The sequence below is a fragment of the Thioalkalivibrio sulfidiphilus HL-EbGr7 genome (assembly GCF_000021985.1).
GTDB classification, from domain to species: domain Bacteria; phylum Pseudomonadota; class Gammaproteobacteria; order Ectothiorhodospirales; family Ectothiorhodospiraceae; genus Thioalkalivibrio_A; species Thioalkalivibrio_A sulfidiphilus.
In genome coordinates this window covers 870,572-885,652 of record NC_011901.1, presented here as the reverse complement: position 1 = coordinate 885,652, position 15,081 = coordinate 870,572, and the positions used below count along the sequence as shown (strand labels likewise).

The following is a 15,081-nucleotide window of genomic DNA, read 5'->3' as shown; positions in this document are numbered from 1 at the left end:
AAGCAACTTCGCACTTCCCAATTCACACTTCCCACTTCAATCAAGCGTCCCCCGGTCTCCACACCCCCGAGGCCTCCTGGGCCGGCGGGGCGGCGGGCTTGCGCTGCTGGGAGACCACGTCGTTGAACACGTGGTGCAGGAAACCGGTGAGCTGCTCCAGGTAGTCCCGCTTCTGGTCCTCGGCCATGGACTGGCTGGCCAGCATGTAACCGGTCACCGCCGCCAGGTACTGCACCGCCACCAGCGGGTCCTTGCAACGGAGGTCATTGGCGGACAGGGTGTCCTGGATCCGCTGGACCAGTTCACCGGACAACTGCAATGCATCATCGCTCATGGATCGGACTCCCGGGTTAAATGGTCGGGCAAGTCTAATACAGATGGCCGGCGCGGGCGGAATTCACACAAGAAAAACGCAGGGTCCGCGAATGAACGCGAATCAACGCCAATAAAACACGGAACATCATGCGATCCTGGCCTCAACGGCTGACCCCAGACACCTGCGGTAGCTGCCTTGATCCAGTAACCAGGCCTTCGGAAACCTTCGAGCTTATGGTTTCAGTCATTCATTTGCGTTGATTGGCGTTCATTCGCGGACCCCGCTCTTTACCCGCCCTTGGAGAACGTCAGCCCGTCGCCCGCCACGTCCACGCGCACGGTGTCGCCGGGCAGGAACCGGCCGGACAGGATGGCCTGGGCCAGGGGGTTCTCCACCTGGTGCTGGATGGCGCGCTTGAGCGGCCGGGCACCGTAGACCGGGTCGAAGCCTGCCTCGCCCAGGCGGTCCAGGGCGGCCTCGGAGACCTCGAGCTTGAGATCCCGCTCGGCCATGCGCTTGCGCAGGTCGTCCAGCTGGATGCTGGTGATGGAGCGGATCTGCTCGCGGCCCAGGGGATGGAACACCACCACCTCGTCCACCCGGTTGATGAACTCCGGGCGGAAGTGGCTGCCCACCACCTCCATGACCGCCGCCTTCATGGCCTCGTAGTGCTCCTCGCCGGCCATCTCCTGGATGATCTGGGAACCCAGGTTGGAGGTCATCACGATCACCGTGTTGCGGAAGTCCACGGTGCGGCCCTGGCCGTCGGTGAGCCGGCCATCGTCGAGCACCTGCAGCAGCACGTTGAACACATCCGGATGGGCCTTCTCCACCTCGTCCAGCAGGATCACACTGTAGGGCTTGCGGCGCACCGCCTCGGTCAGATAACCACCCTCCTCGTAGCCCACGTAGCCGGGGGGCGCACCGATCAGGCGGGCCACGGAGTGCTTCTCCATGAACTCGGACATGTCGATGCGCACCATGGCCTCTTCAGTGTCGAACAGGAAGGCGGCCAGGGCCTTGGTGAGTTCGGTCTTGCCCACGCCGGTGGGGCCCAGGAACAGGAACGAGCCGTTGGGCCGGCGCGGATCGGAGAGCCCCGCGCGGGAGCGGCGGATGGCGTTGGAGACGGCCTTCACCGCCTCGCTCTGGCCCACCACCCGGGTGGTCAGGGCCTCCTCCATGCGCAGCAGCTTCTCGCGCTCGCCTTCCAGCATCTTGGACACGGGGATGCCGGTCCAGCGGGAGACCACCTCGGCGATCTCCTCGTCGCTCACCTTGTTGCGCAGCAGGCGCATCTCGTGCATCTCCGCCTGGGCGGCCATGTCCAGCTGCTTCTCAAGCTCCGGGATGCGCCCGTACTGCAGCTCGGACATGCGCGCGAGATCCCCGGCGCGGCGCGCGGTCTCCAGTTCCAGGCGCGCCCGCTCCAGCTCCTCCTTGATGTGGGCGGTGCCGGAGAGCGCGGCCTTCTCCGCCTTCCAGATCTCGTCCAGGTCCGCGAACTCGCGTTCCAGCTTGTCGATCTCCCCTTCCAGGGTATCCAGGCGCTTGCGGGAGGCCTCGTCGGATTCCTTCTTCAGGGCCTCGCGCTCGATCTTGAGCTGGATCAGGCGACGCTCCAGGCGATCCATCTCCTCGGGCTTGGAGTCGATCTCCATGCGGATGCGACTGGCCGCCTCGTCGATCAGGTCGATGGCCTTGTCCGGCAGCTGGCGATCGGTGATGTAGCGGTGCGAGAGCATGGCCGCGGCGACGATGGCCGGGTCGGTGATCTCCACGCCGTGGTGCACCTCGTAGCGCTCCTTCAAACCGCGCAGGATGGCGATGGTGTCCTCCACCGAGGGCTCGTCCACCAGCACCTTCTGGAAGCGGCGCTCGAGCGCCGCGTCCTTCTCGATGTACTTGCGGTACTCGTCCAGGGTGGTGGCGCCGATGCAGTGCAGCTCGCCGCGGGCCAGGGCGGGCTTGAGCATGTTGCCCGCATCCATGGCGCCCTCGGCCTTGCCGGCGCCCACCATGGTGTGGATCTCGTCGATGAACAGGATGATGCGACCTTCCTGCTTGGAGAGGTCATTGAGCACGGCCTTCAGGCGCTCCTCGAATTCGCCGCGGAACTTGGCGCCGGCGATCAGCGCGCCCATGTCCAGGGACAGCAGGCGGCGGTTCTTGAGGCCTTCCGGCACCTCGCCGTTGACGATGCGCTGGGCCAGGCCCTCGACGATGGCGGTCTTGCCCACGCCGGGCTCACCGATCAGCACCGGGTTGTTCTTGGTGCGCCGCTGCAGCACCTGGATGGCGCGGCGGATCTCGTCGTCGCGGCCGATCACCGGGTCCAGCTTGCCCTGTTCGGCGCGCTCGGTGAGATCGATGGTGTATTTCTCCAGGGCTTGGCGCTGTTCCTCGGCGTTGGGGTCGTCCACCCGCTGGCCGCCGCGCATGGCCTCCACGGCCTTCTCCACCGCCTGCCTGTCGGCACCGGCCTTCTTGAGCAGTTCACCCAGGGTGCCCTTGTCCTCCAGGGCGGCGAGCAGGAAGAGCTCCGAGGAGATGAACTGGTCCTTGCGCTTCTGGGCCAGCTTGTCGCAGACGTTGAGCAGGCGGCCCAGGTCGTTGGAAAGGTGCACCTCGCCCTCGGCACCCTGCACGCTGGGGAGGCGCTCCAGGGCCTCCCCCAGCTGGGAGCGCAGCAGGTTCACGTTGGCACCGGCCTGGGTGAGCACGTGCCGCACCGTGCCGCCCTCCTGGTCCAGGAGGGCGATCATCAGGTGCGCCGGTTCGATCATCTGGTGATCACGGCCCAGGGCCAGGGAATGGGCATCCTGGAGGGCCATCTGAAACTTGCTGGTGAGCTTATCCATTCGCATGAGCTGAATTCTCGCTGGGCAACTTTGGCAATACCCCTAAGATGGGTGGGGCAGGCGGGAATTCAAGATTCAAGATTCAAAATTCAAAGGGTGATGGCGACTGACCTTTGAATTTTGAATTTTGAATTTTGAATTTTGAATCTTGAATCTGCCCTACCGCCCTCACGGCCTGATCCAGATCAGGCTGGCCATGCGCCCGGTGGTCGCGTCGCGCCGGTAGGAGAAGAAGCGCTCGCGCTCGGTGCAGGTGCACAAACCACCGCCATGCACGGACCTGACGCCGCAGGCAGCCAGGCGACGCCGCGCCAGGGTATAGATGTCCGCCAGCCAGCGCTCGCCATCGGGCCGGAAGGCCCCGGCCGCACCCGGATCTGCGTCCAGGAAGGCCGCGCGCACCTCGGCGCCCACCTGGAAGGCATCGGGCCCGATGGCCGGACCCAGCCAGGCGATCAGGTCCCCGCCACCACCCAGGGCCTGCACCGTGGCCTCCAGCACCCCGGCATGCAGACCCCGCCAGCCCGCATGGGCAGCGCCCACCTTCGTCCCCGCCGCGTCGCAGAACAGCACCGGCAGACAGTCGGCGGTCATCACCGCGCACACCACCCCGGGCTCGAAGGCCACGGACGCATCGGCACGCACGCCGGCCGTGCCGCGCGCCGCATCCACCACCGTGGTGCCATGGACCTGGGTGAGCCACAGGGGATCGGCGGGCAGGGACAGCGCGTCCACCAGGAGGGCCCGATTGGCGGCGACGGCGGCGGGATCATCACCCACGTGATCGCCCAGGTTCAGGCTGTCGTAGGGCGCGCGGCTCACCCCACCCTGGCGGGTGGTGGAGGCGGCGCCGATGCGATCGGGGGCGGGCCAGTTGGGGAGGAGGAGGTCAAGCATGGTGAAGCGGGAATGTGAATAGAGTTCGAAGTGTGAATTGGGAAGTGGGAAATGAAAATCCGCCATCTGCGCATGAAACTTGTCTTGCCGACGACAGCATTGTCACTTTCTCGCCGGACTGATCCCGGGCTGGCTGTTTTGCACTTCCCACTTCCCAATTCACCCTTCGCATTTCAACACAGCGCCTCCAGCAGCGCCGCGAAATCCGCAGGCATGGGCGCCTCCCAGCCCATCTCCTCGCCGGTGACGGGATGCACCAGCTCCAGGCGCGCCGCATGCAGGGCCTGGCGACGGAAGCCGCGCAGGACCGCCTGGTCCGCCTCGGACAGGCCTGCGGGCACCTTGAGTCTCCCGCCGTAGACCGGATCGCCCACGATGGGATGATGGACGTGGGCCATGTGCACCCGGATCTGGTGGGTGCGGCCGGTCTCCAGTCTCACCCGCAGCAGGGTGTGGTGGGGGAGGCGCGCCTCCACCCGGTAATGGGTGATGGCCTCCTTGCCGCCGGCGACCACCGCCATGCGCTTGCGGTCCACCGGGTGGCGCCCGATGGGCGCATCCACGGTGCCGCCGGCCACGATCACGCCCTGCACCAGGGCCAGGTATTCCCGGCCCACGGTGCGCGCCTGGAGCTGGCGCACCAGGTCCGTGTGGGCCTCCAGGGTGCGCGCCACCACCAGCAGACCGGAGGTCTCCTTGTCCAGGCGGTGCACGATGCCCGCCCGGGGCAGCGCGGCGAGATCCGGGGCGTGGTGCAGCAGGGCATTGACCAGGGTGCCCTCCCGGTTGCCGGCGGCGGGATGGGTCACCAGGCCCGGCGGCTTGTTGATCACCAGCAGACTGTCGTCCTCGTAGATCACCTCCAGGGGGATGTCCTCGGCCCGATCCTCGGAGGCCGCCTCCACCCGGGCCTCGATCACCACCCGGGCACCGCCCAGGGCGGTGTCCCGGCGACGCGGCGTCTCGCCGTCCACACGCACCCAGCCCGCCTCCATCCACTGCTGGATGCGGCTGCGGGAATAGCTGGGGAACATGCGCGCCAGGGCGGCGTCCAACCTCTGACCGGACAGCGCCTCGGGCACTTCCCCCTGTAAATGAATGACTTCAAGCTCTCCGGACAAGCTCACGGCCCTCTCGTTGGGAAGCGCTGAACAAGTCCGTCCAGGACTTGTTCAGCGCGCGCCGCGCCCGGTACACGCCCGGACGCGGCTACGCGAATCAAACACTTAGGCGTTCGATTCGCGGGCGGGCCGTCCCTGGCCCGCGGAAACGCCGAGTTATTCAGCGTTTCCCTTGTTATACTGCCGCCCATTATTCCAGTCCCGGTGCCCCATGACACCCATGCGTCAGTTCATCCTGCTCCTGCTCGTCTCCCTGCTGTCCCTCACCCTGGTCGCCGGCTGCGGCGCCAACCGTCAGGATCCCACCCGCGACTGGTCCGCGAGCCAGCTCTACACCGAGGCCCGCGCGGCCCTGGACCGGGGCAACTTCGACCAGGCGGTGAGTTATTACGAGAGCCTGGAGGCCCGCTTCCCCTTCAGCCGCTTCGCCCAGCAGGCCCAGCTGGAAGTGGCCTACGCCTATCACAAGGCCGACGAGCCGGAGATGGCCCTGGCCGCCGCCGATCGCTTCATCCAGATCAACCCGCGGCATCCCTACGTGGACTACGCCTACTACCTCAAGGGCCTGGTGAATGCCAACCGCGGCCAGGGCTACCTGCAGCGCTGGTTCCCCCGGGATCCCAGCAGCCGCAACCCGGCCCACCTGCGCCAGGCCTTCGATGACTTCTCCACCCTGGTGGGCAACTTCCCGGACAGCCGCTATGCCGAGGACGCCCACCAGCGCCTGATCTACCTGCGCAACATGCTCGCGGCCCACGAGCTGCACGTGGCGAACTTCTACATGCGTCGGGGGGCGTGGCTCGCCGCCGCCCAGCGCGCCCGCACCGTGATCGAGCGCTACCCGGAGGCCGACTCCAACCTGGATGCCCTGGAGGTCATGGTGCGTGCCTACCGGGAACTGGAGCTGAACGACCTGGCGAATGATGCCCTGCGGGTCCTGACGCTGAACGATCCGGAACGGGCCGCCCGACTGCAGAACCGCTGAAACCCCAGACAGGACACAGGCCATGTGGGACTTCTTCAAGACCGTGCGCCATCGCCACTCGGTCCGCCGTTACCAGGCGGACATGCCGGTGGAGGATGAAAAACTTCACGCCATCCTGGAGACCGCCATCGCCGCGCCCTCAGCCGGTGACCTGCAGGCCTACGGCGTGGTGGCGGTGCGTGACGCCGCCCTGCGTGCCGCCCTCTCCCGGGCTGCCCACGACCAGGCCTTCATCGCCGAGGCCCCGGTGGTGCTGGTGTTCTGCACCGAGGCGGAACGCTCTGCACGCAAATACGGCGAACGGGGGCGGGACCTGTTCGCCCTGCAGGACGCCACCATTGCCTGCGCCTACGCGCAGCTGGCCGTGGTCGCCGCCGGACTGGGTTCCACCTGGGTCGGTTACTTCGATGAGGCGCAGGTCGCCGAACACCTGGGCCTACCCGAGACGCAGCGCCCCGTGGCGCTGCTGTGCGTGGGTTACCCGGCGGAACTGCCGGAGGTGACGCCGCGCAGAAGGCTGGATGAACTGGTGATTTACAAGTAGCAAGTCTCAAGTGGCTAGTGGCAAGAAAGACCTTTGCTTCGCTGACATCGGATCAGATCGAAGCCGCGGCTTTCCTTGCCACTAGCTACTAGCCACTGGCCACTTGCTAAAGCGCCTCGCTCCCCTCTTCCCCGGTGCGGATGCGGATGGCGCGCTCCACCGGGGTGACGAAGATCTTGCCGTCGCCGATCTTGCCGGTGCGGGCGGCCTTGACGATGGCGTCCACGCACACATCCACCCGGTCGTCGTCCACCACCACCTCGAGCTTGGCCTTGGGAATAAAGTCCACCACGTACTCGGCGCCACGGTAGAGCTCCGTGTGGCCCTTCTGGCGGCCGAAGCCCTTGACCTCGGTGGCGGTCAGGCCGGTGACGCCGATCTCCATCAGCGCCTCGCGCACGTCTTCGAGCTTGAAGGGCTTGATGATGGCTTCGATCTTTTTCATGTGCTCATTCCCCAAATTGACGATGTCTGGTTCAGGACAAGGTACTCGCTACCAGGTACCAGGGCAAAGGGCTTGGCCCTCTTGTCACTTTTCTCTGGCAACTTGTATCTATCTTCAACTTAACAATCTTCCGTACCCGGAGGTAATCGGATAGCGCCGGTCCTTGCCGAAGCCGCGGCGTGTGACCCGCACGCCGGGCGGTGCCTGGCGGCGCTTGTACTCGTTGCGCAACACCAGGGTCGCCACCCGCTGCACGGTGGCCTCGTCAAAGCCGGCGCGCACGATCTGCTCCACGGACTGATCCTGCTCCACGAAGCGCTCCAGGATCGGGTCCAGCACCTCGTAGGGCGGCAGGCTGTCGGAGTCCTGCTGTCCCGGCGCAAGTTCCGCAGACGGCGGACGCTCGATCACCCGGCGCGGGATGGCCGCACCGAGGGTGTTGCGGTACTCCGCCAGGCGGAACACCCACAGCTTGGAGACATCCTTGAGCGGCGCGAAACCGCCGGCCATGTCCCCGTACAGGGTGGCGTAGCCCACCGCCATCTCGCTCTTGTTGCCGGTGGTGAGCAGCATGCGGCCGGTCTTGTTGGAGATGGCCATGAGGATCACCCCCCGGCAGCGGGCCTGGATGTTCTCCTCGGTGGTATCCCGGGGCAGTCCCTCGAACTCCGGGGCCAGTCCCGTCATGAAGGCCTCCACCATGGGCTCGATGGGGATCTCCCGGTAGCGCACCCCCAGGCTCTGCGCCTGGCTGCGCGCATCCTCCACGCTCATGGAGGCGGTGTAGCGGTAGGGCATCATCACCGCCTCCACCGCGTCCGCGCCCAGGGCATCCACGGCGATGCACAGGGTCAGCGCCGAGTCGATGCCGCCGGAGAGCCCGAGCACCGCGCCCCTGAAGCCGTTCTTGGAGACGTAGTCGCGCACCCCGGTGACCAGGGCCTGGTAGAGCTCGGCGGCCTCGTCGGCGAGGGGCGCCTGCTCACCGGCCCGGGGCTGGAGCGGCGCATCGCCCGCCGGGCAGTCCACGCTCACCAGGGACAGGGCCTCATGCCAGGCGGGCAGGGACTGGCGTACCTCGCCATCGCCACCCATCACCAGGGACTGGCCGTCGAACACCAGTTCGTCCTGGCCACCCACCAGGTTGAGATAGAGCACGGACAGTCCGGTCTCCCGCACACGGGCGCGCAGGGTCTGCAGGCGCTCCTCGCGCTTGCCACGGTGATAGGGGGAGGCGTTGATGTTGAGGATCAGACGCGCGCCCGCCTCCCTGGCTCGGGCGGCGGGTTCCGGCTGCCAGATGTCCTCGCACACGGTCAGCCCCAGGGGCACGCCGCGCACCTGGATCACGCAGGCCCCGTGACCGGGCACGAAATAACGCTTCTCGTCGAACACGCTGTAGTTGGGCAGGATCTGCTTGTCGTAACGGGCAGCGATGGCGCCGTCGCGCAGCAACAGGGCACTGTTGTGCAGGCCGCGCTCATCCTGCATGGGCGCGCCCAGCACCACGTCGATGCCACGGACCTCGTGGGCCAGCCGGTGCAGGGCGCGCTCGACGCGCGCATGCAGGCTGGCGCGCAGCAGCAGGTCCTCGGGCGGGTAGCCGGTGATGGCCAGCTCGGGGAACAGCACCAGGTCCGCGCCCAGTTCATCCCGGGCCTTGAAGACCCAGTCACGGATGCGCTCGGCATTGCCCTCCACGTCACCCACCAGCAGGTCCACCTGGGCCAGGGCGATTTTCAGGGTGTCGGTCATGGGGGAAGACAATTCAATATTCAAAATTCAACATTCAAAGGACGGGCACAGCCGCGATCGACCGTCACGGAGAACGCGGGCGTGATCCTCCCTTTGAATTTTAAATATTGAATTTTGAATTCGCCGCTCACAGCAGCGTCTTCATACGCTCGCCCATCTCCGCAGGCGAACGCACCACGGAGACGCCGGCGGCCTCCAGGGCGGCGAACTTCTGTTCCGCCGTGCCCTGGCCGCCGGAGATGATGGCGCCGGCATGGCCCATGCGCCGTCCGGGCGGTGCGGTCACGCCGGCGATGTAGGCGACCACGGGCTTGGTGACGTGGGCCTTGATGTAGGCGGCCGCTTCTTCCTCCGCCGTGCCGCCGATCTCGCCCACCAGGATAATGCCCTCGGTTTGCGGATCGGCCTGGAACAGCGCCAGGCAGTCCACGAAGTTCATGCCCTGGATGGGGTCTCCGCCGATGCCCACGCAGGTGCTCTGGCCCAGACCCGCGTCGGTGGTCTGCTTCACCGCCTCGTAGGTGAGCGTTCCGGAACGGGACACGATGCCCACCCGACCGGGCTGGTGGATGTGGCCGGGCATGATGCCGATCTTGCAGCCGCCGGGCGTGATCACACCGGGGCAGTTGGGACCGATCAGGCGCGCGTCGCTGTGGGCCAGGGCCGCCTTGACCCGCAGCATGTCCAGCACCGGGATACCCTCGGTGATGCACACGATCACTTGAATGCCCGCGTCCATGGCCTCCAGGATCGCGTCCGCCGCGAACGGCGCCGGCACGTAGATCATGGTGGCCTCGGCGCCGGTGTCACGCACCGCATCGTGAACGGTGTCGAACACCGGCAGGTCCAGGTGCTTCTGACCGCCCTTGCCCGGCGTGACACCGCCCACCATGCGCGTGCCGTAGGCGATCGCCTGCTCCGAGTGGAAGGTGCCCTGCTTGCCGGTAAAGCCCTGGCAGATCACCCTGGTGTCTTTGTCGATCAGAATGGACATGGTGGGGACTCGCGCAATTCAAGATTCAAAACTCAAAATTCAAAGGTGGGATTGCTGGATCCGGAATTTGTGACCTTTATATCTGCCAGATTGCAGGTAACGGATGAAGCCGGCGAGCATGCGACTGATTTCAACACATTCATTCCTCAAATGCCCGGCCCGCTGCGTGTCCAGCAGGCCCGCATCCTGAGCAATATAAATCTGGGAACGCAACTCCCCAGCCGAACCCTTGGCCATGGACAGAAAATTAATCAGCTCGCGATTCCCACCCCGCTCGTACCCTTCCGAGATGTTGGACATCACCGAGACCGCGCTGCGGCGCATCTGGCGACAAAGCACTTGATCGCTGAAAAGGGCACCGTCACGCGTCAACGCATAGACGGAAGCCGTGAGCGTCCTCGTACGTCTCCAGACCTCAAGATCCTCGAATCGAGCACCAGACATTCCATGTCCTCTCGTTTTCCTTTGAATGTTGAATCTTGAATTTTGAATTCACTGGACCGACGCCACCACCCGCCTGGCACCGTCGGTGAGGGACTCGGCGGTGATGATGTTCAGGCCGCTCTCGGCCAGCATCTGCTTGCCCTGGTCCACGTTGGTGCCTTCCAGGCGCACCACCACGGGCACGGTCACATGGACTTCCTTGACGGCGTTGATGATGCCTTCCGCGATCAGGTCGCAGCGCACGATGCCGCCGAAGATGTTCACGAACACCGCCTTCACGGCCTCGTCGGAGAGGATCAGCTTGAAGGCCTCGGCCACCCGGGCCGCGGTGGTGCCGCCGCCCACGTCCAGGAAGTTGGCGGGCTCGCCGCCGTGCAGCTTGATGAGATCCATGGTGGCCATGGCCAGGCCTGCGCCGTTGACCATGCAGCCGATGTTGCCGTCCAGGCGCACGTAGTTGAGTTCGTGCTCCCGGGCACGGGCCTCACGGGCGTCCTCCTGGGTCTCGTCGCGCAGTTCGGCCAGCGCCTGGTGGCGGTACAGGCCGTTGTCGTCCAGGTTGATCTTGGCGTCCAGGGCAATGAGCTCCCCGGTCTTGGTGACCACCAGGGGGTTGATCTCCACCAGGCTCGCATCGCTGTCCACGAACAGCCGGTAGAGCTGGCCCAGCAGCTTCACCAGGGCGGAGACCTGCGGCCCTTCCAGCCCCAGGGCGAAGGCCACGCGGCGGCCCTGGTAGGGCATGTAGCCGGCGGCCGGATCCACGTGCAGCGTGATGATCTTCTCGGGGCTCTCGGCGGCCACGGTCTCGATGTCCATGCCGCCGGCCGCGGAGGCCATGATGGCCACCCGGCGCCGGGCACGGTCCACCAGGAGACTCAGATACAGCTCCCGGCCGATATCGGTGAGGGACTCCACCAGCACGGTGTTGATGGGCAGGCCTGCGGGACCGGTCTGGTGGGTGGCGAGCCGGCCGCCCAGCAGTTCGCCCACGGCATGTTCCAGTTCCCTGGAGCCCTTGACCAGGCGCACGCCGCCCGCCTTGCCGCGGCCACCGGCGTGGACCTGGGCCTTGACCACCCAGGCATCACCGCCGAGTGAACTGATCGCCTCGCCCAGCGCGGCGGGATCGCTCACGGCCACGCCCTCGGGCACGGGGATGCCGTGTTCGCGGAACAGTGCCTTGGCCTGAAATTCGTGAAGGTTCATGGGGATGAAGATACTCGCTTGACCCCTCGGGGTACAAGCGAGCGGATGCCGGTTCAGGCGGATTTCTGCAGCAGATGCGGCCCGGGACGGTGCAGGTGATAGCCCTGGGCCATGTCCACGCCGAGGGTATTGAGCATCTCCAGGGTGGCGGCATCCTCGACGAATTCCGCCACGGTGCGTTTGCCCAGCCCCTTGGCCACGTCCACCATGGCGCGCACGAACACCTGGTTCTCCCTGTCGCGGGTCAGGTCACGCACGAACATGCCATCGATCTTGAGCATGTCCACATCGATGTACTTGAGATAGGCGAACGAGGAAAAGCCGGCGCCGAAGTCATCCAGGCACACCTTGCAGCCCAGCCGGTGCATGGACTCGATGAAGCGCTGGGCCTCCTGGATCTCGGAGACCGCGGCGGTTTCGGTGAGCTCGATGATGAGCCGCGATGGATCCACCCGGTGGCGTGCGATCAGTTCCCGGATGGCATCGGCCAGGGCCGGATCATCAAAGGAACGGCCCGAGATATTCACCGCCAGGGGAGGCATGTCCGGATTATCCGCCAACTGGGCGATGCCCAGTTCCAGCACGCGCCGGTCCAGGGCGAGGATCAGCCCGGTCTTCTCCGCGATGGGCACGAACTGTCCGGGCATCAGGATGCGCTCCAGGTCCCGGGGGTCGCGAATGCGCGCCAGGGCCTCCATGTGCACCAGCTCGCCGCTGGCCGCGTCATAGACGCCCTGGTAGTGCAGCAGGAGCAGGTCCTGCTCCAGGGCCATGCGGATGCGGTCGCCCCAGCTCAGGCGCTCAGCCACTGCCTCGGAACGGTCGCGCTCCGGGTCGTACACCGACCAGGTGTTCTTGCCCAGACCCTTGGCCTGGTACATGGCGATATCCGCCCGGGCGACCAGGTCCTCGGTGGTCTCGCCGTGCTCCGGATAGACAGCGATGCCGACGCTGGCGGTGCTGCGCACCCCGGTGCCCCGGAAGCGGAACGGGATCTTGGCGACGGTCCCGCAGAGCCTCGCGGCGAGGCTGCGGGCCTCCTCGATGGAGTCGATCTGGGTGAGCAGGGCGAACTCGTCGCCACCCACCCGCGCCAGCATGTCGCCGCCGCGCACCACCGGGGCCAGTTCGCTCGCCACCCGCACCAGCACCGCGTCACCGGCACGATGCCCGAAGCTGTCGTTGATGGCCTTGAATTCGTCCAGGTCGAAGTACAGCAGCGCGAGCCGGTGATGATGGCGCTGGGCGGAGGCCATGGCCTTCTCCAGGCGCTGCTCGAAGCAATGGCGGTTGCACAGGCCGGTGAGGGCGTCGTGCTCCGCCAGGTAGAGCAGCTGCTCGGCGGTCTGGCGCTCGTGGGTGACGTCCTCGTAGATCCACAGGCGGCCCAGGCTGTTGCCGTCGTTGTCCAGCACCGGGTAGGAGATCTGGGTGATCAGCCGCCCGTCGTTGAGCTCCGTCTCGAAGCGTTCGCTGGATTCGTGGGTGTCCAGGACCTGTAGGATGTGGCGCGAGCTGTGATCAGGGCGGGACTCGAAGTGGGCCGCCAGTTCCAGCACGTCCTGGGTGGGCATGCCGGTCAGGTTGGTGTCCCGGGGGATACCCCAGATGTTCTGGAACGCGGGGTTGTAGTACTCCACCCGGTGATCATGGGTCTCGAACAGCACGCCGATGTTCATGGCCGAGAGCAGGGAACGCAGCCGGCCCTGCTCCTGGCGGGCAAGCCCGGTAAGACGCTCGGCCTGGCGATGGGCCTCGGTCAGCTCCACCTCGCGGGTGCGCACCGAGGAGACCATGGCGCGGAACGCCTCGGCCAGCTGGCCCACTTCGTCATGCCCCCTGGCCGGGAGCGACACATCGTAATGGCCTGCACTGACGGCTCGGGCGCTCGCGGCCAGATGCGCGACCCGCCTCACCATGCGGTGCCCGACCGTGCCCAGCAGCAGCAACCCCAGGGGCAGCACCACCAGGACCACCAGCAGGCTATCCATCAGCAGGCGCGAGCGGGCCGCCTCCTCCGCCTCCAGGGACGACCCGATGAAGACCTGCCCCACGTCCATGCCGCCAAGCGTCAGCGGGACGCGGGCATGATGGATGGAGGAGACGTCGGCCTCCGGCCCCTGATCTGCCTGCAGCCAGTCCGGCACCGCGCCGGCGCTGGCGTAGATGCGACCGGACAGATCCTCCACCTGCACGTAGACCACCGCGCCTTTGCCAGTGGACACCATGCGCAAGGCCAGGTCCGCCAGCGCGCCGTAGTCCTGCTCGAACACCCGGGTGCTGAAGGCCGCGTTGATCCACAGGGGCAGGTCGCTCTGCTGCGCCCGCAACTGTTCTTCGGCGAAGCGATCCACCTGGCGCAGGCCCACGAACACCGCCAGGCCCAGCGACAGCACCAGGACCAGGACCAGGGAGGCGCTGAGCTTGCGCTGCAGCGAAGCCTGCAGCCATTGCCAGAGGCTCATGGCCGCACCTCGGGCCGTCGCAGTCTGGGCCGCCACACCCTGGATTCTGGGCCCTTGCGCGGCAGGTCGCGTTGTCGCGCGCCCACGCTCACTGGCCCCCGAGGGCGCGGGCGGCCCGGTCGGCAAATGGATCAAGGGCCTCCAGCAGCCCGGTTTCGGGCAGCATGAACCTCACCAGCCCGGAACCCTGGAAGTAGCGCTCACCCACCGGCTCGGCGTGCAAGGTCAACAGGTCCCGAGACAGGGCCGCCAGCCTCGGGGCAGGCAGGCGCTCAGGATTGCCCAACAGCACGAAGCCCGGGATGTCCCGGGTGCGGAAGATCTCCACCAGCTGATCCTGGCCCGAACGCCGGGCATCCTGCCAGGTAGGCAGTCCCACCAGCCCCACCCCCCCCTGCTGAAGCACCGCCAGCAGCGCGCTGTTGTGAGACTGTGCCACCTCGATCGTGAGCTCCGTGTCCACGTCCAGGCCTGCCTGCAGCAGGGCCTCGATACCCAGCTGGTGGATGATCGCCAGTTCCGGCGGTGCATGCAGGGTCTGGCCGCGCAGGTCGGCGAGGCTGGCAAGACCCGCATCGCGGCGGGCGACGAACACCGCGGCCGAACGATTGGCGGTCACCGCCAGCACCATCTGGCCGCAGTCGCGCTGAGCCAGGCGGCCCAGGTGGGGCGCGGTCAGTGTCAGGACGTAGTCGCCCTGGCAGGTGCGCTGTGCGAAGGTCTTGAAATCCGGGGCCGTGACCAGGTTGACCGGTGCATCCAGTTCCTGGGCCAGCCAGGCGCGCAGGGGGCCATGGCGGGTAGCCAGGGAGGCGGGACTCATGTAGGGAAACACACCGAACAGCGGGGGACTCACGCGCATGGCCGTAGAGTCGGCGGCCGCCACAGGGGCCACCACCCAGGCCCCCAGACACCAGGCCAGCAGCATCGCCGCCAGAGCGCGGCCTTTGGGCAAGTTCATCCGTGACAAGGGGGTCCCCGTTGAGAAGCTTGAATCAGTTCACAAATTATAGGGGAAAGTGTCACTTGGGAAGGGCCCGGCGTT

General features: G+C 66.6%; 13 protein-coding genes. 2 read left to right on the top strand and 11 right to left on the bottom strand.

Features of this window, described 5'->3' with window-relative positions; all coding sequences use genetic code 11:
• Positions 1–40: 40 nt before the first annotated feature.
• From TGR7_RS04040 to rluD, 4 genes are all read right to left on the bottom strand, one after another.
• The gene (locus TGR7_RS04040) at positions 41–334 is read right to left on the bottom strand and encodes a hypothetical protein (RefSeq protein ID WP_012637397.1); all 294 of its coding nucleotides are present in this window, start codon (positions 332–334) and stop codon (positions 41–43) included.
• Positions 335–603: 269 nt separating this feature from the next.
• Positions 604–3,177, bottom strand: a complete 2,574-nt coding sequence (gene clpB, locus TGR7_RS04035; RefSeq protein ID WP_041440920.1) for an ATP-dependent chaperone ClpB — start codon at positions 3,175–3,177, stop codon at positions 604–606.
• Between the two features lie 168 nt (positions 3,178–3,345).
• Positions 3,346–4,074: a peptidoglycan editing factor PgeF gene (gene pgeF / locus TGR7_RS04030; RefSeq protein ID WP_012637395.1), complete on the bottom strand. Its 729-nt coding sequence runs from the start codon at positions 4,072–4,074 to the stop codon at positions 3,346–3,348.
• A gap of 173 nt (positions 4,075–4,247) precedes the next feature.
• Complete coding sequence (gene rluD / locus TGR7_RS04025) at positions 4,248–5,195, bottom strand: 23S rRNA pseudouridine(1911/1915/1917) synthase RluD (RefSeq protein WP_012637394.1); 948 nt, start codon at positions 5,193–5,195, stop codon at positions 4,248–4,250.
• A 220-nt stretch (positions 5,196–5,415) separates the two neighbouring features.
• Here rluD and TGR7_RS04020 point away from each other — a divergent pair, with 220 nt between their 5' ends.
• Together TGR7_RS04020 and TGR7_RS04015 are read left to right on the top strand one after the other, a co-directional pair.
• On the top strand, positions 5,416–6,180 hold the full coding sequence (locus TGR7_RS04020) for an outer membrane protein assembly factor BamD (RefSeq protein WP_012637393.1): 765 nt from the start codon (positions 5,416–5,418) through the stop codon (positions 6,178–6,180).
• A 22-nt stretch (positions 6,181–6,202) separates the two neighbouring features.
• A complete protein-coding gene (locus TGR7_RS04015; protein WP_012637392.1) occupies positions 6,203–6,724 on the top strand; it encodes a nitroreductase family protein in 522 nt (173 codons plus the stop codon).
• 106 nt (positions 6,725–6,830) lie between these two features.
• On the opposite strand, the gene TGR7_RS04010 is transcribed toward TGR7_RS04015, so the two are convergent.
• From TGR7_RS04010 to TGR7_RS03980, 7 genes are all read right to left on the bottom strand, one after another.
• Positions 6,831–7,169, bottom strand: a complete 339-nt coding sequence (locus TGR7_RS04010; protein ID WP_012637391.1) for a P-II family nitrogen regulator — start codon at positions 7,167–7,169, stop codon at positions 6,831–6,833.
• A gap of 114 nt (positions 7,170–7,283) precedes the next feature.
• Positions 7,284–8,924, bottom strand: a complete 1,641-nt coding sequence (locus TGR7_RS04005) for an NAD+ synthase (protein ID WP_012637390.1) — start codon at positions 8,922–8,924, stop codon at positions 7,284–7,286.
• 127 nt (positions 8,925–9,051) lie between these two features.
• The gene (gene sucD / locus TGR7_RS04000; RefSeq protein ID WP_012637389.1) at positions 9,052–9,918 is read right to left on the bottom strand and encodes a succinate--CoA ligase subunit alpha; all 867 of its coding nucleotides are present in this window, start codon (positions 9,916–9,918) and stop codon (positions 9,052–9,054) included.
• Positions 9,919–9,957: 39 nt separating this feature from the next.
• Positions 9,958–10,362, bottom strand: a complete 405-nt coding sequence (locus tag TGR7_RS03995) for a four helix bundle protein (RefSeq protein WP_012637388.1) — start codon at positions 10,360–10,362, stop codon at positions 9,958–9,960.
• 48 nt (positions 10,363–10,410) lie between these two features.
• On the bottom strand, positions 10,411–11,571 hold the full coding sequence (gene sucC / locus TGR7_RS03990; protein ID WP_012637387.1) for an ADP-forming succinate--CoA ligase subunit beta: 1,161 nt from the start codon (positions 11,569–11,571) through the stop codon (positions 10,411–10,413).
• A 53-nt stretch (positions 11,572–11,624) separates the two neighbouring features.
• Positions 11,625–14,036 (bottom strand): EAL domain-containing protein, encoded by a 2,412-nt coding sequence (locus TGR7_RS03985; RefSeq protein ID WP_012637386.1) that lies wholly within the window; start codon positions 14,034–14,036, stop codon positions 11,625–11,627.
• 88 nt (positions 14,037–14,124) lie between these two features.
• The gene (locus tag TGR7_RS03980) at positions 14,125–14,997 is read right to left on the bottom strand and encodes a phosphate/phosphite/phosphonate ABC transporter substrate-binding protein (protein ID WP_148211462.1); all 873 of its coding nucleotides are present in this window, start codon (positions 14,995–14,997) and stop codon (positions 14,125–14,127) included.
• Positions 14,998–15,081: the final 84 nt, after the last annotated feature.

Coding starts and splice junctions, on each gene's coding strand:
- TGR7_RS03980 (WP_148211462.1), bottom strand. CDS start 14,997: ATGAACTTGCCCAAAGGCCGCGCTCTGGCGGCGATGCTGCTGGCCTGG.
- TGR7_RS03985 (WP_012637386.1), bottom strand. CDS start 14,036: ATGAGCCTCTGGCAATGGCTGCAGGCTTCGCTGCAGCGCAAGCTCAGC.
- TGR7_RS04020 (WP_012637393.1), top strand. CDS start 5,416: ATGCGTCAGTTCATCCTGCTCCTGCTCGTCTCCCTGCTGTCCCTCACC.
- TGR7_RS04040 (WP_012637397.1), bottom strand. CDS start 334: ATGAGCGATGATGCATTGCAGTTGTCCGGTGAACTGGTCCAGCGGATC.
- sucC (WP_012637387.1), bottom strand. CDS start 11,571: ATGAACCTTCACGAATTTCAGGCCAAGGCACTGTTCCGCGAACACGGC.
- sucD (WP_012637389.1), bottom strand. CDS start 9,918: ATGTCCATTCTGATCGACAAAGACACCAGGGTGATCTGCCAGGGCTTT.
- TGR7_RS04015 (WP_012637392.1), top strand. CDS start 6,203: ATGTGGGACTTCTTCAAGACCGTGCGCCATCGCCACTCGGTCCGCCGT.
- clpB (WP_041440920.1), bottom strand. CDS start 3,177: ATGGATAAGCTCACCAGCAAGTTTCAGATGGCCCTCCAGGATGCCCAT.
- TGR7_RS04010 (WP_012637391.1), bottom strand. CDS start 7,169: ATGAAAAAGATCGAAGCCATCATCAAGCCCTTCAAGCTCGAAGACGTG.
- TGR7_RS04005 (WP_012637390.1), bottom strand. CDS start 8,924: ATGACCGACACCCTGAAAATCGCCCTGGCCCAGGTGGACCTGCTGGTG.
- TGR7_RS03995 (WP_012637388.1), bottom strand. CDS start 10,362: ATGTCTGGTGCTCGATTCGAGGATCTTGAGGTCTGGAGACGTACGAGG.
- pgeF (WP_012637395.1), bottom strand. CDS start 4,074: ATGCTTGACCTCCTCCTCCCCAACTGGCCCGCCCCCGATCGCATCGGC.